Origin of the sequence: Paenibacillus xylanexedens (assembly GCF_001908275.1) — a bacterium.
Classification (GTDB): Bacteria; Bacillota; Bacilli; order Paenibacillales; family Paenibacillaceae; genus Paenibacillus; species Paenibacillus xylanexedens_A.
On sequence record NZ_CP018620.1, the window covers coordinates 6,115,383 to 6,139,623 of the forward strand.

The 24,241-nt window shown below is 46.0% G+C and carries 17 protein-coding genes; 1 reads left to right on the top strand and 16 read right to left on the bottom strand.

What is annotated here, in order from left to right; translation table 11 throughout:
• Nucleotides 1–27: 27 nt before the first annotated feature.
• The 6 genes from msrA to BS614_RS26660 all read right to left on the bottom strand — a co-directional run bounded on the left by msrA (nt 28) and on the right by BS614_RS26660 (nt 5,966).
• Nucleotides 28–543 (bottom strand): peptide-methionine (S)-S-oxide reductase MsrA, encoded by a 516-nt coding sequence (gene msrA, locus BS614_RS26635; RefSeq protein ID WP_074096164.1) that lies wholly within the window; start codon nt 541–543, stop codon nt 28–30.
• Between the two features lie 178 nt (nt 544–721).
• Nucleotides 722–979, bottom strand: a complete 258-nt coding sequence (locus tag BS614_RS26640; protein ID WP_017686880.1) for a GlsB/YeaQ/YmgE family stress response membrane protein — start codon at nt 977–979, stop codon at nt 722–724.
• A 310-nt stretch (nt 980–1,289) separates the two neighbouring features.
• Nucleotides 1,290–2,594 carry an AAA family ATPase gene (locus BS614_RS26645; RefSeq protein ID WP_074096165.1) on the bottom strand — a complete coding sequence of 435 codons (1,305 nt, stop codon included), beginning with the start codon at nt 2,592–2,594 and terminating at the stop codon, nt 1,290–1,292.
• On the bottom strand, nt 2,594–4,057 hold the full coding sequence (locus BS614_RS26650; RefSeq protein WP_074096166.1) for an RtcB family protein: 1,464 nt from the start codon (nt 4,055–4,057) through the stop codon (nt 2,594–2,596). The genes BS614_RS26645 and BS614_RS26650 overlap by 1 nt, the downstream gene beginning before the upstream one ends.
• A 501-nt stretch (nt 4,058–4,558) precedes the next feature.
• Entirely contained in the window at nt 4,559–5,380 is an 822-nt protein-coding gene (locus tag BS614_RS26655) for a TerC family protein (protein WP_082219174.1), read from the bottom strand.
• Nucleotides 5,381–5,654: 274 nt separating this feature from the next.
• Nucleotides 5,655–5,966 carry a DUF3817 domain-containing protein gene (locus BS614_RS26660; protein WP_036617062.1) on the bottom strand — a complete coding sequence of 104 codons (312 nt, stop codon included), beginning with the start codon at nt 5,964–5,966 and terminating at the stop codon, nt 5,655–5,657.
• A 215-nt stretch (nt 5,967–6,181) separates the two neighbouring features.
• Here BS614_RS26660 and BS614_RS26665 point away from each other — a divergent pair, with 215 nt between their 5' ends.
• Nucleotides 6,182–7,285, top strand: coding sequence for a glycosyltransferase family 4 protein (locus BS614_RS26665; protein WP_074096167.1), 1,104 nt, complete (start codon nt 6,182–6,184; stop codon nt 7,283–7,285).
• 20 nt (nt 7,286–7,305) lie between these two features.
• Here the strand turns inward: BS614_RS26665 and BS614_RS26670 are convergent, their stop codons facing one another.
• From BS614_RS26670 to BS614_RS26715, 10 genes are all read right to left on the bottom strand, one after another.
• Entirely contained in the window at nt 7,306–7,668 is a 363-nt protein-coding gene (locus tag BS614_RS26670; RefSeq protein WP_074096168.1) for an HIRAN domain-containing protein, read from the bottom strand.
• A gap of 42 nt (nt 7,669–7,710) precedes the next feature.
• Nucleotides 7,711–8,682 (bottom strand): helix-turn-helix transcriptional regulator, encoded by a 972-nt coding sequence (locus BS614_RS26675; RefSeq protein ID WP_074096169.1) that lies wholly within the window; start codon nt 8,680–8,682, stop codon nt 7,711–7,713.
• A gap of 272 nt (nt 8,683–8,954) precedes the next feature.
• Complete coding sequence (locus tag BS614_RS26680) at nt 8,955–9,476, bottom strand: hypothetical protein (protein WP_074096170.1); 522 nt, start codon at nt 9,474–9,476, stop codon at nt 8,955–8,957.
• Between the two features lie 158 nt (nt 9,477–9,634).
• Complete coding sequence (locus BS614_RS26685; protein ID WP_074096171.1) at nt 9,635–10,264, bottom strand: 50S ribosomal protein L25; 630 nt, start codon at nt 10,262–10,264, stop codon at nt 9,635–9,637.
• 280 nt (nt 10,265–10,544) lie between these two features.
• Nucleotides 10,545–13,421 (bottom strand): type I pullulanase, encoded by a 2,877-nt coding sequence (gene pulA / locus BS614_RS26690; protein WP_074096172.1) that lies wholly within the window; start codon nt 13,419–13,421, stop codon nt 10,545–10,547.
• A gap of 486 nt (nt 13,422–13,907) precedes the next feature.
• Nucleotides 13,908–15,956, bottom strand: coding sequence for a type I pullulanase (gene pulA / locus BS614_RS26695; RefSeq protein WP_074096173.1), 2,049 nt, complete (start codon nt 15,954–15,956; stop codon nt 13,908–13,910).
• A gap of 173 nt (nt 15,957–16,129) precedes the next feature.
• Complete coding sequence (locus tag BS614_RS26700) at nt 16,130–19,414, bottom strand: DUF5704 domain-containing protein (protein ID WP_244898209.1); 3,285 nt, start codon at nt 19,412–19,414, stop codon at nt 16,130–16,132.
• A gap of 407 nt (nt 19,415–19,821) precedes the next feature.
• Entirely contained in the window at nt 19,822–21,090 is a 1,269-nt protein-coding gene (locus tag BS614_RS26705; protein WP_074096175.1) for an S-layer homology domain-containing protein, read from the bottom strand.
• A gap of 345 nt (nt 21,091–21,435) precedes the next feature.
• A complete protein-coding gene (locus BS614_RS26710) occupies nt 21,436–22,947 on the bottom strand; it encodes an extracellular solute-binding protein (RefSeq protein ID WP_084174766.1) in 1,512 nt (503 codons plus the stop codon).
• Nucleotides 22,948–23,126: 179 nt separating this feature from the next.
• A complete protein-coding gene (locus BS614_RS26715) occupies nt 23,127–24,239 on the bottom strand; it encodes a glycoside hydrolase family 88/105 protein (protein WP_074096176.1) in 1,113 nt (370 codons plus the stop codon).
• Nucleotides 24,240–24,241 lie beyond the last annotated feature (2 nt).

Here is a 24,241-nt window from a genome sequence, read left to right on the forward strand (position 1 = left end):
CTTATTCATTGGCAGGATAGAATCATCCTATTTCCAATTCTCGTCTATAAATTCGTCCCGTCCAGATAACGCACGGTCTTCCTTATAATGTTTTTCGTTTTTCTTGTGGTAATCCTGATGATAGTCTTCAGCCGGATAGAACATAGCTGCCTCACGTATTTCCGTAACAATTGGTTGAGTGAATCGTCCGCTGGCTGCCAGTTCCTGTTTGGACTGTTCAGCAAGCTCACGTTGACGTTCATTATGCACAAAGATCGCCGTACGATACTGTGTCCCCCGATCCTGGAACTGGCCTCCGTCATCCGTCGGATCAATCTGTGGCCAGTACAGCTCCAGCAGTCGTTCATAAGGGAATACATCTGGATCAAATGTAATTTCAACCACTTCGACATGACCGGTCTCCCCTGTTTTGACCTGCTCATATGTTGGATTCTCGACGTGACCGCCAGCATAACCCGATATAATGCCATGAATGCCCGGTTGTTCTTCAAACGGTGTAACCATACACCAGAAACATCCGCCGGCGAATGTAGCTTTTTCCATTCCGTTCATCCCCTCTTATCGAAACTATCTATAGAATACTGATGCTAAGTTACGCATACATTCTTATATTTTAAAACAACAAGAGGTTGATTGAAAGCCATGGTTATGGCTCTCAATCAACCTCTTCATTGGTAAAACATTTGGCTGACAACTAATTCAAGAAATTATCTTAATTAAGTTACCCGCGACTACGTCCCATCGAACGGAAGATCAAGCTTACGATGGCTACAAGAACGATCGCACCGATCAATGCAGGTACAATGTAGAATCCGCCCATCTCAGGACCCATATCTCCCAAGATTACTCCACCTAACCATCCACCGATAAAACCAGCAATGATGTTACCGATAACACCACCTGGAATGTCACGACCAACGATCAAACCTGCCAACCATCCAATGATACCACCGATAATTAATGACCATAACCAACCCATATCATTCACCTCTAATTAAAGTTTTTGTTGTTGTCTGTCTACTATTAACCGCTACAGAAGCATTTAAACAATTGGCATAAAAATTTTTGCATATTACCTTTTGTCCCCATGCATCTTTCTCTGCAAAACAAGCCTTAGTCAGGTATGGAAAACAGATCGCGTTACTTTCCGGCATCTCACCAGCTCAGGGCTGCGTTATGTACCTCCCGAAAGTCATTGTATGTTAGAGCAGACAAGGTTAGTATCACCAATTGAGGTAGGATTATTTATAAATTTGCGTCATATTATAGGATGGATGGGTTAGGTCTGATCAATAAAAGCCTGCACGGCCCTTACCTGGCTGCGCCAGCCAAGTATGTTTATGGCTCTTGTCCAACTCGCCACGCATCGACTGAATGACTTTCACAATGTCTGTCTGTCCATTCTGATGCCATTCCAGCGCAGCGCTCACATACAACTCACCTAGTTGTGCAAGAGAAAACGTGTCGGTCAGACGAGCTGCTTCTACCGTGCCTTCTTCACCCGCAAATACGGTAAAGCCTCGTTGGCGCAAATATTGCAGGCGCAGCGCTTCATCTGGCAACGGAATTTCGTAAGCCCGGTCAAACCGTCCGGCACGGTTCATGAGGCCAGGATCTATTTTCTCCGGATAATTCGTTGTCCCAATCAGGAAAATGCCTTCTTTTGACGTAGCTCCATCCAATGTATTCAGGAAAAAGGAACGGACTTCATCCGGCATTGAATCGATGTCCTCAATGATCAGTACCATCGGCGCCAACCGTTTGGCAGCCTCGAACACTTCACGCACTGATTCACTGTTGGTATATTCCGTAATCTGCCAATACGCAGCCGGGCCCGGGATACTTCCAGCAATGGATTTTACCAACGTGGTCTTACCATTCCCCGGATGCCCATACAATAAAATGCCCCGTTTGTACGGGATATCATAATCTCTGTAAAAGGAACGATCCGCTTCGAAGAACTGATCCAGCGAGCGGAAAATATCCTGCTTGATCTGTGCCGAAAGAACAACATCCTCTCTTCCCACGGAGCGAGTGATGGATTCCACATGACGATCGCTGCCATTGCGGGCATCGGTGTAGACCGTTACTTTTTTCATATTTTGCTGACGTTCCCGTTCCCGGACACTTCCCAGAAATTGCTTCATCTCCTCATCACCGACGGCAAAGACAAAGTCTTCACTGTAGATCCCGTTTTCTCGGAAAAACGGAACCCGCACAAGTGCTACGCCCCATTTCGGATAAGCAAATACGTTATTGCGAATGGAGTAGTGCACACCATAAGTAGGCACATCTCCATCATCGTCGTAATGCAAGGTCTGAAGCTCCAGATCTTCGAATATACGGGCTACCAACTCCACTTCGTCACTGCCATTTTGCAGATCTTCCCGGAGTAACTCCCAGTATTCATTGTTCGGATCAGAACTGGCATAAAGCTTGTACTCAACTCCATAGCGCTGAAGGAGCGCCTCACTGATTCCACGAATCAGCCTTGAATAGATGGCGTACCCTTCCACTCGAATTCGGGTATCATGTTGTTCGTCATAGGTATAGATCGCCTGGGTTGGATCTGTTTGTTTTTCGTTTATTGTCATTATTTCGCTCCCTTTACCGCTACAAGCGGTTTGCATTTGGCTACAACTTGAGCCAGGCCTGCGCCGGTAACACTGTCTATAATTTCATCTACATTTTTATAAGCCTGAGGTGATTCATCAATAATGGATTCAAGTGAGCGTTGATTTACCACGATCTCATCTTCTGTACCCACACCCAGTGCCGTAGCAAAATCTTCCACGCTAATCAATCGTTTCGTTGCCGTCCGTGAACGGATCCGACCCGCACCGTGACATATTGAATAATAATTATCAGCACCCTGCGGCTGACCTACCATGATATATGAAGCAGTTCCCATGGAACCGGGAATAAGCGCCGGATGCCCTGTTGCCAGATAAGGCTTTGGATTGTCCGGATGACCTGCCGGCAACGCACGTGTCGCCCCTTTGCGATGCACAAAAACAGAACCTTGGTCTGCGTGAGATTCCTCCCAGGCATAGTTGTGCATCAGATCGTATAACGTACGAAATTCACATTTGGAGCCAAACACATCCCGGAATGCTTCGCGAATAGCATACGCAATCAGGTGACGATTGACAACAGCGTAATTCAATGCAGAATACATCATGTTCACATAATGACGACCTTCCGCATGCTCCAGTGGAGCAAATACCAGTCTGGGATCGGATGTACCCAGGTTAAGCCGCTGCATGACTTTGGCAATCGCTGACGAACTCGTCTGGCTTACATACCCACCCCATGCACGAGAGCCGGAATGAATCATGATCACGACCTGTCCATCATACAATCCCCAAGCTTCGGCGATTTCACGATTCTCTTCAGCGATCTCAATCGCCTGGATCTCGGCAAAATGATTCCCCCCACCCAGTGTTCCGAGCTGACGATGCGAACGATGCCATGTCATATCAGGAACGTGGTTTAACACATCCTCATCGTAACTGAACTTACTGCTTTCCACATGTGTCATCGCGGTTGATTTTTTCGGTGTATAGCTGTCCGGAATATACTTTTTGGGTAAACCATGCAGTCCTTTACGAACAATATGCTCCAGTCTGATATCCGAGTAATGACCTCGCTGGTTCGCCTCCATCGGCAATACTTTCTCAATGGCCTTGACGAGTTTGCGACGGAGCTTGATGTCTTTCAATTCGTCCTTGTGCAAGTTTGTCATATGCACTCGCATGCCACAGCCGATGTCACTGCCCACGATGGAGGGAGAAACATATCCGGTCTGCGCATCCCACACGGCTGTCGTTCCAATGCACGTACCTACACCGACGTGTACGTCTGGCGTGTAACTCATATAAGAGATTCCCGGAATCTGCAGATTATTGTTTGCCATCTCAAACACCTTGTAATCAAGCGAGGAGAAGAGTTGTTGCGCCGCATATACGGTTAGGTCGCCTGCAGGCAATTTTACTTCATGCCGGTAGCCACCTGCGATTTCATTTGGATTGGTAAATAAATTAAATTCTGTATTCATAAAAGTGTATTATTCCTTCCTGTACGTTCAGCAAATTCGGTTTGCTGATTCATCTGTAAAATAAAACTAAAAAAAGCCATAGGCTAATCGCCCATGACTTCTACTGAATGACAATAACGGAGAACAGAACAGCATAAACATGCTGTGTGTCTGTCATCCATCGCTATAATATAAGCGAAGAACGCATATCGATTATAAAACTGCTAAACGATATGCCTATCCCCTATGTCGACCGTATGAGGCCAATGAAACGATGAGCCGGATATGCTATTGTGTCTACGTTGCGCCCTGTTTTAATCAAATCATAACCAAGCATCATGTCTCTCGGCCTCCCTTCGTTAATGTTAGTCTTATATTAAGGGGACTAGAATTCATGTGTCAACCCTTTTCTTGGAAATTGGTCCATGGTGTAGATTGCATATGTAAACAAAAACAGGAGATTGTCCTAGGACAATCTCCTGTTTCCCAAATAATAATGATGTTGTTAGCGTAACATGATTATTACAGTCCTGCTTGTTTTTCCAACTCTTCAACCGGATTTTCGTCTTCTTTTTCAGGAACTTTGGAAGACAAGAACCAACCACATACCGCAATGGTGATCAGTACAATATAGAATCCGAATTTCCAAATTTTATTTTCCGGGAAATGCTCATCCAGAACACCCAATGAAGGGTGTGCGAGTGTAATAACTGCCAGCTTAACCCCTACCCAACCTACGATGACAAAGGCCGCAACTTCAAGTCCTGGACGGGAATGTAGCAATTTTACAAAGTATGAGGCTGCAAAACGCATGATCACAAGCCCGATGAATCCACCGAGGAAGATAACGATAAACTGTCCACCGTCGAGTCCGCCAATTGGAGGCAATCCACTTGGTGGCAACGCCACGGCCAAAGCAACAGCAGCCAGAATGGAATCAACTGCAAATGCGATATCCGCTACTTCGACCTTGAAAACGGTCATCCAGAAACCGGATTGTTTTTTCGGTTTCTTCGGCGTTGAATCAGCTGCTTCATCTGTCTTATTGCGACTACCCAGTATCTTTTTAACGATATGGTTAATCGAAATGTACAGGAGATACAGGGCACCGATCGCTTGCACCTGCCATACATCGACGAGGAAAGAGATCAGGAACAACGAACCTAAACGGAAAACAAATGCACCCATCAGACCATAGAACAACGCTTTTTTGCGCTTATCTTCAGGCAAGTGTTTAACCATAATTGCGAGTACCAATGCATTATCTGCTGCGAGTAATCCTTCAAGGACCACTAAGACAGCAAGCACCCACCCATATTCTAATAATAATGAAACATCCAACATTGACTCCTCCTTAATATTCTTATGATGTACAAAAAAAAGGACCTTTACCATCACTGGTAAGGTCCTTTTATATCCACAAAAAGAGACCTTTACCGAGCATGAAAACTTGGTAAAGGTCTCGCTAACAACAAAATTGCTGCCAATAAAGCCGGGGATATGATCCCGAATTGACGACTTTACTGTAAAAGCTACTCCCCTTTAACAGGAATATGTAGTTTTAGTTGGAACGGGTTGTTTAACCTGTACTCATCATATTTCATAACGTTAAATAAAGTCAAGCTTTATTTAGTTGACGATACAACTTACGGAATACGACAACATCGTAGATCATATTCCCCAGTGGAATGAAAGAAACAAAGAACAGAGCAATTGGACGGCGCAGACGCCATTTCTGTGAGGTGTACATAGTCACCATAAATAACAAATACATTAAAAACAAAAAACCGTACAGATTCCCAAACCATGTGACAGCCTGTGGCATAACCCCGGCATCTCTCAACGGAAAAGCAACAAACAGTAACAACACGTACGAAATGCCCTGCAACCACAACATCAGCCGGAAGCGTCCCAGCGTAGAATGTAACATTATTTTCCTCCTGCTTTTATACATGTAACGAATTCAATTGTTCCCGTACAGTATATCACAAAAGCTGAATATCTCGCTTCCTTCCATGCAGCAGATTATTCCTGCACGCTTATATGGTTGGCTCACCTACCATTTCGCAGGAGCCAAATGCTTCAACTTCTCATAAGATATATGACGAAGATTGTTACAGATGTCGGACAAGAAGGAGCCGGATCATGAAAATAGCTATGGTTGCGCCCGAGAAATTGCCTTTGCCCGGTAATGGTTCCGTGGAAATCTGTATCCTGGGCATCGCTCGTGAACTAGCCCATCGCCATCAGGTGACCATTATAAGTCGTCAAATGCAAGGTCTCGCCGCCACAGAACAGATCGATGGGATCACCATTCAACGTGTCCCTGCGTCGAGTCCTGTCATGTACACCAAAGCAGTCATACGTTTGTTATCCCAACAACCCTACGATGTAATTCAAGTGGATAACAGGCCACGAAGTATGGCTACCATCAAACGAGCTTTTCCACGCACTCCCGTTGTACTCTATCTTCACTCGTTAACGTTTGCTCAGCCCGGGCCTTCCAAACTCACATTAATGAAAAAAGCTGATTGGATTGCCGTCAACAGTCATTCCCTACGACAAAGGTTAGGCCGCAGATTTCCGTTGGTAAAACACCGAATGAGTGTTGTTCCATTGGGTGCAGATCTAAGCCGCTTCAGGCCTGTTGAATCCAGCGAAGAACAGATTCATCTGCGTACACAATTTGGAGTAACTAAACCATTCTCTATTCTGTATGTCGGCAGGCTGATCCCTGGAAAAGGTGTAGACGTATTAATTCGTGCGACTGCCCTCCTTCAGCAACAGGTACCTGTTCAACTGGTTGTTGCAGGCAAAGGACCCCCGTATTACATGCGTAAACTTCGCCAACTTGCCCAAAAACAAAAGGTCCATGTTTCCTTCCGTGGTCAGATAAACCATGAGCATATCGATCAGTTGTATCGGGCAGTCGATTGTCTGGTCTGTCCGTCTCAAGAACATGAAGCTTTTGGCTTGGTTAATGTTGAGGCGATGGCTTCAGGATTACCCGTCATTGCTTCGGATAACGGAGGTATTCGTGAGATTATTGAATCAGGTATCAATGGATACCTTGTCACCGCTTATAAGCGCCCTCAACGTTTCACCTCTTACCTGTACAAACTTGCAAGCAATCACACTTTTGCCGAGAAGTTAGGAAAGGCTGGTCGAGACAGCGCAAGGGCATATTTCAGTTGGGCAAGAACAGCCATGCATCTGGAAGCGACCTATACCAGGCTCATCCGTAAATGAGCCTTCTTTTGTTAGGATGATCAAGCCTTTTCACGAAATTGCCATCCCGTAATCAAAGCATCCATCTGCGGAACAGGAATGTGACTCATCTCAATTAACTCCATAATCACCATATCTCTCATCATGAATCGTACTTTGGCACACGTTAGTTGATGAAATACATCGTAGAATGCCGTCCCAGCCCAACATCCATGAGGTACGACCAGCGGATCATTAACGATATAACCTACGGCTCCAATCGGGGGAATAACAACCTTAATTGCTTGATGATCCAAACGATTATCTGGATCTTTGACGAGATACACGGTATCCCCCACATGTAAAGCCTGTACTCCATGGTAGTGATCCATTCCATACATAGCTGCGAATAATTTGGTGCTCATATTACCTGCTCCTTTTCCTGTATTTCTCCATGATTAAAATTTTTACAATGATACATCGGTTTCATAATGTTCCAACCACTCGACAAGTTGCCTGCGTATCTCTTTACGAAACTCACGAGGTTCAAGTACCTCTGCCTCGGGCCCAAATTGATACAACCATTTCAAAAATTCTCTGCTGCTATTCAGTGTCACTTCAAATAACAATCCCCCATCCGACATATTCGTCATTCGCGGGCGAACAAACATTTCTTCTTCTTTTATGTAGGGGGCCACTTTCTCAGAGAATCTTACCTTGAAATGGATATTTTCGTCGCCACGGTCAATAGACCATGTGTTCTTCATGTACTGCGTTATGTTGAAATCACCCTTGTCGAAACCGGCATTTGTTCGTGTCACATCCAAAAAACGGCTGATCCGAAACAATCGAACTTTTTGCAGCAAATGGCAGTATCCGATCAAATAAAAACGTTGATCACGTGGAATGAGATAATAGGGATCGATATCCCGGACTGTGATCTCATTTCTTGTCAGCGTATGATATTGAGTACGAATGGTTTGCTGGCTTAGAATAGCTTCGATAATGGGAATCAGCAAATTAGGGTCTTTTCCTTCCTCACGATAAGCTGGCGTGCCCATCCGAATAATTCCCGCAATATTCTCTACAATGTCACTGTTTCTTGATTTTAATTTGGTATGAGCCGACATAACCTTGTCAAACGCTGAATCAAACTCAGCAGGTAACTTGGAGGTATCAACTACGGACGGGAGCAAGGAGAAAACCATTGCTTCCTGTTCAGTAAAATCTAATGGATACATCGCAAACTCACCAATAAATCGGTAACCTTTGCCGTATCCTTCATTCATAATCGGGGCGACCCTATCCAAAATCCGGAGATCACGATAAATCGTGCGTACAGTCGTACCGCATTTCAGCGCCAATTCCTTGGCCGAAATTCCAGGATTTGCTTGTATAGCCTGAAGTATACGCAGCAGACGAATTAATTTCTCTGTCATGTAGTTTCTCCCCTTCGATATTTTATCGGCAAGGAAAACTAGTTCCTTTAGTACAGAACTAAATCTTTAGTCCCAATATTATTTTCGCAATTTCACCATTTTTGTATAGTCCAATTGCACTCTTACCCCCTTTTAATATACATTCTCTTACTCGCTTGCGTAAAACATTAACCCAAAAGACCTTAAACCTAAGCCTGAAAGCCTATACAATTTTCTAAAAATAATACAAAAAAAGCCCTGATCTCCACAAAGAGACAAGGCTTTTCTCGGAATTACTGGTTATGCAACTGTAATAATTGATTCATCACATTTGCCATATGCTCACAGAGTTCAGCAATGTCCCCCATCTGGTCTTCATTCACACTGCGGTCAAAATAAACGTGAGCCGTGACGTTATACATGATTGGCTGTTCATCAAAGATATACTTGATGCTCTGGCACATCCTCTGCTCAGGCCAGCTCTTCTGTAATATCGAACGAATGGCTGGGCACTGCTTCTCAGGCTCCTTCACAACCATACTAAACCGTAGTTCCAAGCGGCAACCCGGATTCGCACCAGGCGTCTCCAGGATCTCCGCTGCAAGCTCCTCAAGGGAACTGCTTAATACAACTTCTCCTGTTACTTCCGGACGATCCCTGAGACAGAATTGTAATGTAAACTCTCTGGACATCACTGCCATCTCCAGCCGATCTTTACGCCCCGTAATCTGAATACGTTCGTCCAGGTTATCCATATCATAGAGATAATTCTCAAACCCGACTTTCAGATTGTCATACACCGTTGGATCAAACATTGAATTAAACCTACTTTCTAACCCTTTAACATGTATTGTAGTACATTCTCATTTTTCATGCGACTAGCACACTCTCTTGTCCTGGAAATATAAAAAGCCCAGTCACTAGGACTGGGCTTTGGTTAAGCATGAGATCTGGCAAGATCCCGTAGCTTGGCTTATTCTTCTGTAGCTTTTTCTTCAGCTGTCGGCTCAGCTTCCTCAGCAGAGGCCGTTGGCTCTTCCTCAGCCGCTTGTGGCGGCATGACGGAAGCGATGATGGATTCAGGTGATGTTATGAGTGTCAAACCTTTATCCAGTTTGATATCCGCAGCAGTCAAGCGATCGCCAATATCCAATCCACTAACATCAACTTCAATGGACGTTGGCAGATCCGCAGGCAATCCTTCTACTTCCAGCTGTGTCTCCTGTGTCTGGAATACACCGCCAGCTTTCGAGCCGGCCGCTGTACCCTGGAAGTCGATCGATACACTTACACTGATCGGCTTGTTCTTGGAAATTTGCAAAAAGTCTACATGCAGCAAACGTCCGTTACGCTCTTGCTGATCCTTGATCAGCACCGGAACCGTTTTACCGCCCTCAACATTCAGGTTGAACATTTCGGAGCGGCCTGTGCGTGCCACTTTCAGCATTTCTTTTTCATCTACATGTATTGAAGCACCTTCAAGTCCCGGGCCGTAAACGACTGCGGGAACTCGTCCGCCTTGTCTTAACAGGCGCAGTGCTGCACCTTTCTTTTCCGTTCTTGGCGTTGCTGTAAGTTGAGCCATTTTTCCGTTGGATTTCATGATTGAACATCCTCCTTCAAGGGATCACTACATTATATTTGTTGGAAAGCACTAAGGCTTATCTCATAGACCATAATGGTCTTTTTTCCTTTGGCCGAATCGTGGGCTATATCTATATTTACCCCAATGATAGAGGATCTCAAACACGAAACAGGACAATTAATTATTTTTTGGCAAGTTATGTGGCTTCTAATCAGACCAAAAAAGCAGTAGGAATCTCTTCCAACTGCTGGTTTAACAAGGTTTTGACGAACTACATTCGACGTTATACATAAAGAAACTATGCGCTATTACGATCCTCTGTTTTTTCACTTTCACGAATGATCTGCATCTCGTCTGATCCGCTACGGACAATAATGTGTACATCCCCGTCTTCAGGTACAATGTCCACGTAACGGTCTCCGCACGTATCTTTAGCTTCCCATTCGTTCAATCGAATGATCAATCCCAGGTGATGCAGACCCGGAGCAACGCGGAAGCGGGCTTCGGCGGCATTACCGACTTGTTCCAGCCGTACGGCTCCGTCCTCCATACCTGTGCCCCATACCCAGACATCCCAACCTTCATAATGCTGGTCTTCCCGTTCGTATCGAAGCGTGACGGTTCGCGAAATCTGTTTATGAATCGTTACGCCAAACGTTGCCCGGATTCCTCCAGCTTCAGCAATAATATGGGTTACTCCTGGTGTCATCGCACGTACGATCCCTGCTGCACTCACCGCTGCAAGTTCTGGATGAGAAGAGCTCCAGCGTATATTTGAATCCTGAAGCGGCTGACCAAATTGATCCAAAACCAAGGCACGGAAGCGACTGATTCGAGTCATGTACATGACAGGTTCGCCCACAATTTCAATTCGTTCAGCATGACGATAATCCACTTGTAACATACAGCTTGCCGTTATGTCCCCACAGTGGACTGTAATCGAAGCTTCCCCTCGTTCCAGTGCATGGATTGTTCCATCAGGCTGGATCTGAATAATATCCGGATCAGAAGAAGTCCAGGTAACTGGAGCTTTTTCCACAACATTGCCAATGCTGTCCCGTACGATCGCTCGCAGTTGAGTGGTCTCCTTCGGACTATATACCTGGCGAGGAAAACTAATCTCCACTGTTGATGGTTCAGCGCCTCCAGCATGCTCTGTGTCATACAGTACCATTAAGGACCATCGTTCTACCTGAACAGTACCACGAACAGTCTCGATCACGTCTGTGCCTGCCTGATGATCATTGACTACAACATGCCAGTCCCCTTCCCCCAGATCAACATGCTGCTCATGTTCCGTTCCGTTATAGATGACCATAATCTGATTCCAGGTGTCCTGATTCGCACCATTCTGAAGTATAAAGGCAACTACATTGCCATCCGCACGAATAACACGAAGGTGATTTCGTACCTGTTCAGCATCAATCATACGAAAAGCGGGATGTGTTCGCCGCAAATGAATAAGACCACGATAGTAGTCAAACACCGGTCTGAAGCGTGATTTGTTGGCCCATGTGATGGCGTTCACCGCATCCCCGCTCCGATAACTGTTATGATCACCGGCTTTGGATCTGAGCATCTCATCCCCTGAATGCAGAAACGGAATTCCCTGAGAAGTAAGCAGAATGCCGGAGGACAGTAACGAGCGACGAACCATCTCATGATTCAAAACATCATCTGCATCCACATACCGATAAGGATCTGCTGCTTTTACCGCGGACTCAGCACTTCCGCCACCCACGGGCTGTCCGTCCTTCCATACGGGAAATCCTAATTCCTGTCTAAGGTTCATTGTTGTCGCAATTTTATCCCACAGATTGAGATTGTCATGGGCAGTTACATAATTGACAACCTCCACAGGTGAAGATGTGAAATCATCCAATGCTCCCGCTAATCCCCTAATAAGCTCATATTCCTGCCCTCCGGCACCCGTAACAAACCCTCTGCCACTGCCATCACTATCGCCCTTGATTGCACTGCGAAAATGATCATTAAACACTGCAAACCCCTGACCTCGCTGGGTTCCTTTTAATGTTTTACGGTCCAAAGGTGAATCTCCACCCATCCAGGGTTCCCCATAGATCAGAAACGCCGGATCGATCTGCTCCCGCAATTCACGTGTCAATTCATTCATCGTTTCCGTATCAATCAGGGCCATAAGGTCAAATCGAAATCCGTCCACATGATATTCTTCTGCCCAATATCGGAGAGAATCCAGAATATATTTTCGCACCATTGGACGTTCTGTCGCCAATTCATTGCCTACACCAGAACCATTACTGAGGGTGCCATCCTCCCGATAACGGTAATAATAGCCTGGTACAATCCGTTCAAAAGGACCCTCTTCCACGCTATACGTGTGATTATAGACAACATCAAGTACAACGCGAATGCCTTGTCTGTGCAGCGATTGAACGAGTGATTTGAGCTCCCGAATTCGAACTGCAGGATCACGAGGGTCGGTAGCATACGAACCTTCGGGAACGTTATAATGCTGGGGATCATACCCCCAGTTGTATGGTGCTCTGACATTTGAACCCACTTCTGCCGTAGCAAGTTCATTCACCGTCTGATAATCCGCCACAGGCAGAAGATGTACATGAGTGACTCCCAGTTCGGCAAGATGGTCTACGCCAATACTATTGCCTGCTCTATCCGTCAGACCGGATGCCGTGAATGCCAGATATTTTCCCTTATACGGAATATCTGCATGTGGGTCTGAGGAGAAATCACGGACATGCAACTCATATAACACGGCATCAACAGGACGCAGAAAAGCAGGTTTGACATCCAGGTCCCAATCGACCGGATTGGTGGTCTCCGGATCTATAATAGCCGTTCGTTGCCCATTAGCCGTTACCGCTCTGGCATAAGGATCAACAACTACTTCAATCCGCTGATCATCATGGATAATTCGGTACATATAATAATGTCCTGCCCAATCGCCGCTGAGATTCAGATTCCATATTCCGTCCGCATCACGTGTCAAGAAATGTTCCTGCCCATTTTCATGATCTTGTACTTTACCACTATCGTTGTAATGCCCTTCATCGTCAAAAATCAATATATAAACCTGTTGTGCCGTAGGTGCCCACAATTTAAAAGTACTTGCTGCACGAGTATATGTTAAGCCAAGATCGTTGCCTTCGTAACAAAAAGAAGTCCATTCCGGCATCGTTCCCACCGCCTTTATATCCATTGATTTCGTGTTGTCCCGATGTTACGGAGTGGGACGTTGTTTGTCAACCCGGGGTTGTCTGTACTCATCATATCGGTCCAATTTGCGTATTCAATTAGCAATCGCTTTCAAAATATAGGATATGAAAACAAGCGCCATAGATTGACAGCATTTGTACCTGTCCCGACAAAAAAATTTGGAATATACGAGAATAAATTACAGGATGTCATTTAGTTGAGATTAAAAATGTACTAACCGGTGCACAGCATAAAGAAGTTCGAGACATGACAATGTACAGCCCTGCGACCAAGGCAATGGTCTCTGAAGCATCAACAAATCCCCCTTTCATACGGGAAAGGGGGATTTGTTATATCTCAATTTATTTGATTAAATTCGATTGATTGGATATCTTGAACGTTTCCTTGTTAGCGATTTACTAATGGTTTGTTGGTACCCTTCAATTCTTGGCAAGCATTGCGTTCATTAGGAATTCGAATACATCACCGTTAGGGATATCGCATTCACATGTACCTTTCCGTCCTGTATGGTGCGTATCGTATCAACGCTTGCTTGTCCTTTTTCTACAATCACATTCCATGTCCCTGTGGGAACAGCGATGTCACGGTTTTCTTTTGCCGCGTTATAGATGACAACAATACGTTCCCATGAATCGCTGGCTGCTGTACCGTTCAGTTCATACGCTAACAGCCCATTACCTTTTTCGATTAGACGAACATGCTTCTCGATCTCTTCCCGTGTACGAAGCCGAAAGGCTGGATGTTCTCGCCGAAGACGGATCAGCCCACGATAATAATCAAACACCGGCTTGAACAGCTTCTTCTGCTCCCAATGTACGGCATTGACCACGTCTCCACTCTGGTGGCTGTTGGCGTCCCCATATTTGCTGCGAAGCAGCTCATCACCAGCCGCGATCAGGGGAACACCCTGGGAGGTTAGAACGATACCATTGGCAAGCAGACTACGCCTAACGGTCTCATTCTCCAGAATGTGTTCCGGATCAATCTGTAGGTAAGGCTTAGCCTTCTCTACGGCCTCCTCCACACTCTGGCATCCACGAATACTTCCATCCTCGTCATAGGTGAGGAAATTCAAGGTATCGTGGAGTCCTTGTGTACGTGCGACTTTGTCCCACAGGTTGAGATTATCATGCACTGTTACATAGTTAATCGTCTCGGATGGACCATCCGTAAAATCTTGAATGGCTCCCCGGACGCCAGTCCACAATTCGTCTTCTTTTCCGTCCGCACCCGTCGCAAATCCCGTACCCATGCCATCACTGTCTCCCTTGATCACTCCGCGGAAATTATCGTTAAACACAGCAAAACCCGCTCCGCGCTGCGTTCCTTTTAGGGTCATATCATCCCCAAGCGGCGAATCCAGCGCGCCCCATGGTTCACCATATAACAATATGGAAGGTGACACATCTGTGTGCAATTCCGCTGCAAGCTGTTTCATCGTAGTTGTGTCGATCAGGCCCATAAGATCAAATCGAAAACCATCAACATGGTACTCCTCTGCCCAGTAACGGACCGAGTCGATGATAAACTTGCGAACCATGGCGCGTTCAGTAGCCACCTCATTGCCTGTACCTGAGCCATTGCTATAGGTTCCATCAGCGTTTTGACGATAGTAGTACCCTGGTACAAGTTTTTCAAAAGAGCTGCCTGCCGTATCAAACGTATGATTATATACCACATCCATAATGACACCTATTCCCTTGTTATGAAGGGCAAGCACCATTGATTTGAACTCACGAATCCGTGTCTCCGGATCATCTGCACGTGATGCATAGGAACCTTCCGGGACATTGTAATGAAGTGGATCATATCCCCAGTTATAGTTGGAGGCATCAGACGTATCACCATCCACCCTGGATTCATCCACCGTCGCAAAATCAAATACAGGCAGCAGATGAACATGGGTAATCCCGAGTTCAACCAAATGATCGAGCCCCAGTGTGTTGCCCTCCGAATCACGCAGACCCGTCTCGGTGAAAGCCATGTATTTACCTTTATTCGTTATACCCGATGATGGGTGAATGGAAAAATCACGTACATGCAGTTCGTACAGGACTGCATCTACAGGACTGGTCAATTGCGGGCGAATATCCTCACTCCATCCATTCGGATGTGTCTGCTCCAGTCTCACAATTACAGCCATTTCTCCATTCATGGTCACTGCTCGTGCGTAGGGATCTACAGCATGGGTTGAATGTCCGTCTTCGAAAGTAGGCTTGTACATGTAACGGTAGCTGTTTAAATCACCCTCCAGTTCCAGAACCCAGATGCCCTGATCTTTCTTTTGCATAGGTAACGCCTGTTGTTTCCGTTGATTGGGCTCTTCCTCCGGGCTCCCCCCTGTCAAAGGTGGGTACAGAAGTAGTTCCATCTGAACAGCTAACGGTGACCAGACTTTGAAGTGACAGGCTTGTGCTTCTAATGTGACGCCTAAATCTCTTCCTTTGTATGTATCTTCTGAAATCAATAGTTCCTGCTTATCCTCTTCAATCATGTGTGTTGTTCCCCTCTCGTTGAGAAAATTGATGAATATGGATGGTACGAGTGCTCCTTACCCTTTATACCCGTTCTGCTGCCCGACCATAATCCAAATTACACAAAAAAGAAGACAAACGTCATGTAGATTCACATGACGCCTGCCTTCTTTATGGGTAAAACGATACCCCTCTAATGTGGTACCTGGGATTGGAAATCATTTCGGCTGGATTGATCCGCGTGGTACAAAACCACGTCCCCATCTTGCATCGGCCAACTTCTCCCCTGACCATCTACCGGGCTGTTATCAAAACCTTCCATTTGCCATTGATTCATCAACGGTGCATGAATATATTGCAGATGTGGTGCATTCGTATTGCCACTGCGCAATGTTTCGATATTGAAGTTAACCACAATGTAACCGCCCCTCAGAAATACCGTCGCCTTCTCATCCAACCGGTTTTGTCTGGCAAGCGACTCGAGATCGGTTCCTTTGGGCACTGCATATACATCTGCTGGCAAGCTATATTCCCCATACCAGCGCTGAATCGCTGCATTCGCCCGATCCACATTAACACTGGAGGGAATATCTGCTTTTGGGCCAATAAGTGTTCGGATCTGTGAAGGAAGAATCATCCAGTCATAACGACCTACCCACGTTTTATGATGAGAGGTCTGATCCACGAAACGAACCATATGTTCCGCCATTGTACCCTGTATGCGTTCCTCCGCCGACAGTTCATAGGTATACTGATAACGCGCTGTATCACCCAACTCCGTACTGGGGACATTCCGCAACCGTGAGTTCAGGACAACAAAACGTTTTTCTAAATCTTGTGAAGATCCGATACGAATGAGTCGATCCTGTCCTCGATGGTAGTATAAATCCACTTCTTGCCGGGTGGTGCCATCTTTACTCACAAAAGAGAACGTCGGCGTGATTCGGATACCATCCTGTTTCCCAAACATATTGCCCTTGGTTTTCAGATCAAACTTGAAATGGTAACCTGTCTTCACTGCAGCATTTCGGAAACCCTGTACCGGATGACTGCCGGGACGAATAGGCAGGACATAGGGAGCCAAGTTACCTCGGGGATCTCCGTCAATACCGTTTCCTCCGGTCCAATAGCTCACACCCGTTGGTTCCGGGCTGCCCATCCGCTTGCGGAACACATTCTCCCAGTTGTAGTCTGAAACATCGGTAATGTGAAAATCATACAACCTTCCGATAACCTCTACAGCAACGGTATCTGCTGCGACATGATGGGTCAGATTCGTATTGGCATCCTGTTGTTCTGTGAAGTTTGCCGGTGCATTTTCGGCGATATTACGAAACTCAATCTGGTAATTCCCTTCATCTACCCATACAGGAAGATAAAAAGGGGTGTCCAACTGATTTACCGGAATATCCACCCATGTCATGGCCGGAATAAACTGACTTCTGGCACCGTTATAGACATCGAATGGGAAACGAACCTGTTTGATCCGGAAATATTTCGCATAATCATGGTTTCCATAACCAGGGTAACTCGCTACATCCAGATGCTGCCCTGAAGTTGGGATGCGTACAATAAACGGACGCTCTAAAATAAGTGCAGCTCTGGTCGGATCAGGCGTAGTCTTCTGGTTATGCGGCTGATCATCTGACACCCAGGCATAGTTCACAACTGGAGTATGTACTGTCACCGAGTTGATGCCCAGAATGGGGAACTTCTGATCCCGCCCTCCGTTAACATTGCCAGGGAGCAGTCCATACGTTATCTCACCCGTGGTTGGCTGGTTAGCTTTGTTCATCAATGTGTTTTTGATCGTCAGACGGTTCTGGTACAGAACATCGTCTCCGATCATGCCAGGCTGGGGGATCGTCCCAGGTCTTGGAGCTGTTTTTTCCACCGGGGCAGAATCCATAATTGTCGCTCCATTAAAGGTTACCTTGTCGTTATTAACGGTGTTCTCTCTAACCTCCGCTTCAGCTTCAGATTGAAACAATGACGTTTCATCTGGCGTAGAGGGTTCAGTAGAACCACCCGGAACCCCTTTGATGCCAAGATCAATTTCTCGACATGGCGCAGGTTTCACATGATTGGTAACCGCAGTATCCATAGCCGATTGCAAAGTCGGTGCTGTATATGCATTGGGCATCAGGGTCACGGTGTCGCCATAACCGCCTAGCGCATAGTTAGATACCTTGGCCTCATTTAACTTGTATACCTCCAGGTTATCGATCTGCCAATAGCTATATGTCCGTGTTACTTGCATGGTTTTATCCCCAGGCACATCACGTTCTTTGGGCTCAGGAGGTGTTCCTGGATCCCCCTCACCACTAGACGCTCTTCCCGGGATCGTCCAGGTTTTATGATAAACCCTTTTCACCTTAACGGTGTAAGTCACCGTTCCTGTCATGTTAACCCAACGGTGCTGAAACAGATATTCCTTGGCTAAAACATTGGCATAGAGATCTTCCGAAGTTGGAATACCACGGGTAACATCGAACTTCTCAGATCCACGCTCGTCTGCCTTCAACACACCTCGAACAGACGGGTCTATAACCGATGCTTCAATAACCGTGCCTCTACTCGGTGGGCTGATGGTCACAGGGCAAGTGTTCGCAGGGTCACCCCCCGGATCGCCATCATTACCACCCTCTCCATTATCCGTGCAGTCCTTCACCTCAAGCACCTGAGTCCCTTGTTCATCCAGTTGCTGAGCAGAATCAAGAAAATGAGCTTTTATGGTAGTGCTACCGACGATCCCTTTAGTCGTGATTTTGCCATCTGCGCCGATCGTTGCCACAGCCGGATTCGAGCTTTGCCACGTCAATTTAGGATGAGCTGTCAGTTTATGAACAGAGCGATCCGGTTTGGTTAGAACTGCTTCCGCCTGTAGTGGTGTTGTATTGGCTTTACAAGCGTTCGGCAAATTCACCACGAGTCCTGGCTCAGACGTAACGGTTATGGTGGCTGTATCCGAGATCAGATATGTACCATTGTTCCAGATTGCACGCACAGTGACCGTGCCCGGACTTTCGGCCGTTAACATCCCTGTTTTCAACTCTATACTCGCAATTGTCTCGTCAGAAGAAAACCATTTGATCTCTGCTTCCCTGCGGGATACGTCAATGCCCTCACCAAAGGCTGTCGCACCATAACCTTTCGTCTTCACCTTGGCTTCCATCTGTTGTGTTTTCCCTATGGTAAGGGTTGAATCTGGGGTTACATCGATTTCTTTTTCTTCGTGAATCTTACCTTCCCAGAAGATGCTAACAGGGGTGTGGTACACCATCTTATATTTGGGTTTATTGCCTGGCCTAGTCCCATAAGGTTCCCTTTCAAAGAACTCAAACCCTTTGCCAGTATATGTTCTAAGATCCGCATTTTTTTCACTTGTAACTCTTGGACTACCTATTCCTTCATAACTATTTACCTGCTGATATTTTACACCATCAGGATCGTTCTTTAACTTAATATCAGTTACCATTTCCTTATCAATTCCTATACCTCTATATGGCTTCCAACTTAGTGGGGGCCATCTACTCATATCAACATTATCAGGAATTTCTGTTTTTACAGGGTATGCATCATAATCAGTTCCTCCGTTATCCACATCTTTGTGCGTACCTTGATATTCTGCCCTAAATTCTCCTGAATCAAGTTGATACCAGTAAACTCCTGGTGTTCCTTGAGTTGGGTTTGCATCAACTGTGACTGCTGGCCCTTTCATGGATTTGGAACCATATTGTTCTTCTACGGCATTAGCTTTAAGAGTATCAAAAGTGCAGTAATAGACTGGTAATGTCATAAATATAATTACTAAGATTCTATATAAACTTTTAAAACCACCTAGTAGATAACGTTTAATATTAAATTTAAACACCACCAAAAGTTCTATTGATAGATTTGAACTTCTTTACCAGCATCATTCTTTAACATATATCCTCCCTTTACAGGATCCAGAGTATGTGATGACCAAAATTTGGTAGATACCCCTTGCTTCAACATTGCGTTTGAATCGTCTGGTAAAGTAATAAACCCTTTTTCTTTCAAATAGCTCACGTTAAATAACCGTTGAATTGGAATAACTATATTATCATTCGCTCTAGCAATATTTAAAAGATTTGACTTATCAAGTCTTGAAGTAAACGTTATCTCAGCGTAGGTAGAAAAGCGCCCCTTTTGTGCCCTAGTCAAGTTATTTTGATCTACAAATAACGTTGCGTACAGTCCCTTGGGCTTAGTCCCTCGGGTATCCACTACGATAAATCTATGGTACCTTACGACCCCCACATTATTTTTCAATGTGTACTCTGTATTAACTATATCTCCGAAGTTACCTTTAATATATTTGTAACTTGATACTGTCGTTAAATTCGTACCCGTCGTGCCGACCTCTCTCATTTCATTCAGATCACTGTACTTCCCGGCATCCGTGCCCTCCACGTCCATATAACGCAGTAAAATGGCCGATACTTCTGCACGAGTGGTGGAATCCGCAGGTTTTAATGTGCCATCCTGAAATCCACCCACAATGCCTGTCCCACGGACAAGGGCAAGATACGGAATCTGCTCAGCACGAATGGTGCCACGGTTCACTTCCGGTGTGGGAAGCAGCGTATTTTTGGTATCGTTAAAAGCATCCTGGAAGCTGGTTCCGGACTTAATCAGTCCATTTGCAATCCATTTCATCATCTCGTAACGCGTCAGCTCCACATTTGGATTGAACCCTTTGGCGTAATCGCCAGTATTAATGAATCCTTGTCCAACAAGTTGGCTAACCGCCGCTTCAGACCAATGTCCCTTGAGATCGGAAAACGGGTTTTGCCCCTCCACCTTCTCTAGTCCAGTCGCACGGGCAAGTATGGTTGCATATTCCCCACGCGTGATTTTGCCATTGGGACGGAACGTTCCGTCTTGGTAACCTGAGATCAAGTTTTTTTCATAAGCTTTGGCAATCGTTGCTTGAGCCCAGTGGCCCTTGATATCTTTGAACTTGCTAAGGGCCGTGTCACTTGTTCCCGATGCTGCATTAGCTGTGGACGTCAGATGTACGGGTCCAACGGGCAATAATGTTCCTGCCAATACAGCTGTCGTTAACAACCCGACGATCCAACCGTTCCGTTTTTTCTTCTTCTCATGACCTTCAATTCGTTTCTTCAATCTACTCACGCTCCTATGTACCTTAGTATGGGGATGCTTTACTTGGTCAACCTAGTCAATTCTCTTCATAACCAAAACCTAAATTTGCCATAATAATCAATATTCTACCATGTTGTACTAGGCTATTGGTATTATTTTTCGTCCATCCCCATCACGTTAAGGCGTGCGCCCCTCCTTCCATAGACCCACTTCATTCGCCTAAAACACAAAAAAAGGCCATGAATCCGCAGATTCATAGCCTTATGCTTTAAGGGTGTGGTCTTTCTTATGATATTGGAAAATGAATTCACTCATAGAATAAACCATATCATTCCATTTGATCAACCTTTTTTATTTCACCCAGCTTTATTTTCCGTTCAATTCCTTATAGGATGCTTCAAGTTCCGTGATTAATTGATCACCACCGGCTTTTCTCCAGCTTGCGATTTCCTGCTCCCAACCTGCGTCATCGATTTTACCCATGATGTACTTCGTCTGCGCATCCCAGATCATCTGATCCAACTCCTGACCACGCTCGGTATAGATTGCCGAAGACAAGGTGAGTGCCGGATTGGCGATGGCGTATTGCTCATTCTCACGCGCCATCTTCGTACCTTTCATACCAATCGGAACATCAACCAGTTCAGGTACATTATAACCTTCAATACTTAACAGATTATCCCGGTATGGCTTCACTTCACGCTGATAAGCGTCAAAATCTTTAAGTTCGGTTTTCCCATCCGCAGTCTTGGTGTAGTGCACATCGAGCAATCCACGGAGCTGCAACGCGCTTAATTCCTCATCCATCAACTGATCCAGGAACGTGAGCACCTGCTTCAACTGCTCCTCATCCGTTACGGACGCCTTCGGGATGACTAGCATTCCATAGTTTCCTGGCTCGCCGGCGATTCGAATGCCGTCGGTTCCCTGGAACGGAGCCACATCAATTTCTCCATCCGGAGCGTTAGGTGTAAGCCGCTGCTGAGAGGACTTTCCGTTCTGGGCCACACCGTTAAGCTTCATGCCAACCAGGCCGGAATCCATTTTTTTGTCCGCATCAGAAGGGTCCAGAGCAGGGAAATCACTATTAATCAGTCCCTCGCTGAACAGTCGCTTGAAGAGTTTCATTGTATCCACATATTCGGTAGTCAAGAACTCCGGGGTCAGTTTCCCAGCATCATCCACTCCCCATTTGTTAACACCGCCAATACTTACAGCAACCCGCGTCAGTGGGGAAGAGACACCCTCATTATACTTTTTGAAGAGCAGTGCACCGTACGTATCTTCCTTACCATTTCCGTCAGGGTCATCCTTACGAATAGAGCGCATCACTTCATACCAATCATCCAGCGTTTTGGGTATATCCAGCTTCAACGTATCAAACCAGTCCTTGCGATATACGATCGCAGTCCGGCCAATATCCCGGAAGTTCGGAATACCGTAGACCTTGCCTTCAATTTTGATATTGTTAAAATAAGCTTCGGATTGGGCAGACAGGTTCTTATAATCCTTCAAGTAAGGCCCCAGTTCCCAGAACAGTCCCGTTTTGGCGGCATTAAATGTGGTCGGTACATAATTCACACGCATAATGGTCGGCATCTCACCTGAAGCAACCATAACATTCACCTTATCATCAAAAGCAGACTGCGGAATCCACTGTACATTGACATCCGTATTTGTATATTCCTCAATCTTCTTTTCAATCCCGTTCTCCTTGGCCGGTATATCTCCTACCTGCATTAAAGAGATGGAAATGGGAAGTTTACCTTCCCCTGCAGCAGGTGCTTTTTCTCCCCCGCAACCTGCAAGCAATCCAGCGGACATTGCACCAATTACAACGATTCCGCCTAAACGGGACATTGGACCTTTTGGACTCATGAACCATCTCTCCTTTTGGATAAGGTTATGTACACAGACCACTCCGATGACAGAACAACCTTCAGATCGCTGTTATCCCCAGATTTTTTGATTCCCTTTTAAAAAGGGGAAATCCGGGGATAAAGGCGAACGCTTCGCTTCATCAGATTATTTCTGCCCTCTCCGTTCTCATGTACATGTTAGTTTGACTTGTAAAGTTCAATCTCCACTCCCGCCAAAATGAACGGAGCGACCGACTTCGGATCATTGATCCGAATGGACTCGGTCACATAATACTCATAGGACCCGTCACGATACGGGCTTCCTCCAAGACCGGCTCCGCCATTACACTGCGTCAAGGACAGTACGCCTTCACGATCGTTTTGCAGCAGATGCTGTAGCAGACCCTGGTACCCTTTTTCCGCAACCGCTTTGAACTTGCCACTCAGATATCCTTTACGTACACCTTTGGCCAATGCATAGACAAACATCGAGGTCCCGGAAGCCTCCAGATAATTCCGCTCACGTCCCGGTTGATCCAGCAAATGTGGCCATAATCCAGTCTGTTGATCCTGCACATGCACAAGTGCATTTGCTACACGTTCGAAGATACCCACAATCTGCCCGCGCTGCGGATGATCTACTGGCAGGTGATCTAATGTATCCACAACCGCCATCACATACCAGCCCATCGCCCGACTCCAGACATGCGGAGAACATCCGGTCTCTCCCGAACTCCAGCGCTGCTCTTTGCTCTCATCCCAGGCATGATACAAGAGACCACTACGCGGATCACGTGTACGTTGCTCCACCAGCAAGAGCTGCAGAGATGCCTTGTCAAACCACTTCTCTTCTCCCGTCACTGCACCATACTGGGTCAGATACGGAGTAGCCATGTACAATCCATCCAGCCACATCTGGAAAGGGTAAATCTTTTTGTGCCAGAACCCGCCTTCACTCGTATGTGGCTGTCCCTTAAGCTGAGTCATAAGCAACTCCGCAGCTTTGCGATACTTCTCTTCTCCCGTTTTCTCGTGCAACAGGAACAGTGATTTCCCCTGATTGATCTGATCCAGATTATATTCCTCGATCGTATAGGAGCGAATGGAGCCATCTTCCTGAACGAAATGATCCATGAGCTCACGGATGTAGTCAAAATATTTTTGCTCCCCCGTGTGCGTATACAGCTCCTCCAGCGCTTTCAGTAAGCAGCCGTTCTCATAATGCCAAGTGGAATACAGCTCATGGTTGCGATAACTTTCCATGAATTGCTGTGCCATGCGCACCGATGTGAGTTGCAGTGTTTCCTTCATGA

Excerpts from the sequence above, each read along its gene's own strand:
- BS614_RS26655 (WP_082219174.1), bottom strand. The coding sequence starts at position 5,380 with ATGTTGGATGTTTCATTATTATTAGAATATGGGTGGGTGCTTGCTGTC.
- msrA (WP_074096164.1), bottom strand. The coding sequence starts at position 543 with ATGGAAAAAGCTACATTCGCCGGCGGATGTTTCTGGTGTATGGTTACA.
- BS614_RS26665 (WP_074096167.1), top strand. The coding sequence starts at position 6,182 with ATGAAAATAGCTATGGTTGCGCCCGAGAAATTGCCTTTGCCCGGTAAT.
- pulA (WP_074096173.1), bottom strand. The coding sequence starts at position 15,956 with ATGATTGAAGAGGATAAGCAGGAACTATTGATTTCAGAAGATACATAC.
- BS614_RS26640 (WP_017686880.1), bottom strand. The coding sequence starts at position 979 with ATGGGTTGGTTATGGTCATTAATTATCGGTGGTATCATTGGATGGTTG.
- BS614_RS26710 (WP_084174766.1), bottom strand. The coding sequence starts at position 22,947 with ATGAGTCCAAAAGGTCCAATGTCCCGTTTAGGCGGAATCGTTGTAATT.
- BS614_RS26675 (WP_074096169.1), bottom strand. The coding sequence starts at position 8,682 with ATGACAGAGAAATTAATTCGTCTGCTGCGTATACTTCAGGCTATACAA.
- BS614_RS26645 (WP_074096165.1), bottom strand. The coding sequence starts at position 2,594 with ATGACAATAAACGAAAAACAAACAGATCCAACCCAGGCGATCTATACC.
- BS614_RS26650 (WP_074096166.1), bottom strand. The coding sequence starts at position 4,057 with ATGAATACAGAATTTAATTTATTTACCAATCCAAATGAAATCGCAGGT.
- BS614_RS26660 (WP_036617062.1), bottom strand. The coding sequence starts at position 5,966 with ATGTTACATTCTACGCTGGGACGCTTCCGGCTGATGTTGTGGTTGCAG.
- BS614_RS26670 (WP_074096168.1), bottom strand. The coding sequence starts at position 7,668 with ATGAGCACCAAATTATTCGCAGCTATGTATGGAATGGATCACTACCAT.
- BS614_RS26680 (WP_074096170.1), bottom strand. The coding sequence starts at position 9,476 with ATGTTTGATCCAACGGTGTATGACAATCTGAAAGTCGGGTTTGAGAAT.
- pulA (WP_074096172.1), bottom strand. The coding sequence starts at position 13,421 with ATGCCGGAATGGACTTCTTTTTGTTACGAAGGCAACGATCTTGGCTTA.
- BS614_RS26685 (WP_074096171.1), bottom strand. The coding sequence starts at position 10,264 with ATGAAATCCAACGGAAAAATGGCTCAACTTACAGCAACGCCAAGAACG.
- BS614_RS26700 (WP_244898209.1), bottom strand. The coding sequence starts at position 19,414 with ATGGTAACTGATATTAAGTTAAAGAACGATCCTGATGGTGTAAAATAT.
- BS614_RS26715 (WP_074096176.1), bottom strand. The coding sequence starts at position 24,239 with ATGAAGGAAACACTGCAACTCACATCGGTGCGCATGGCACAGCAATTC.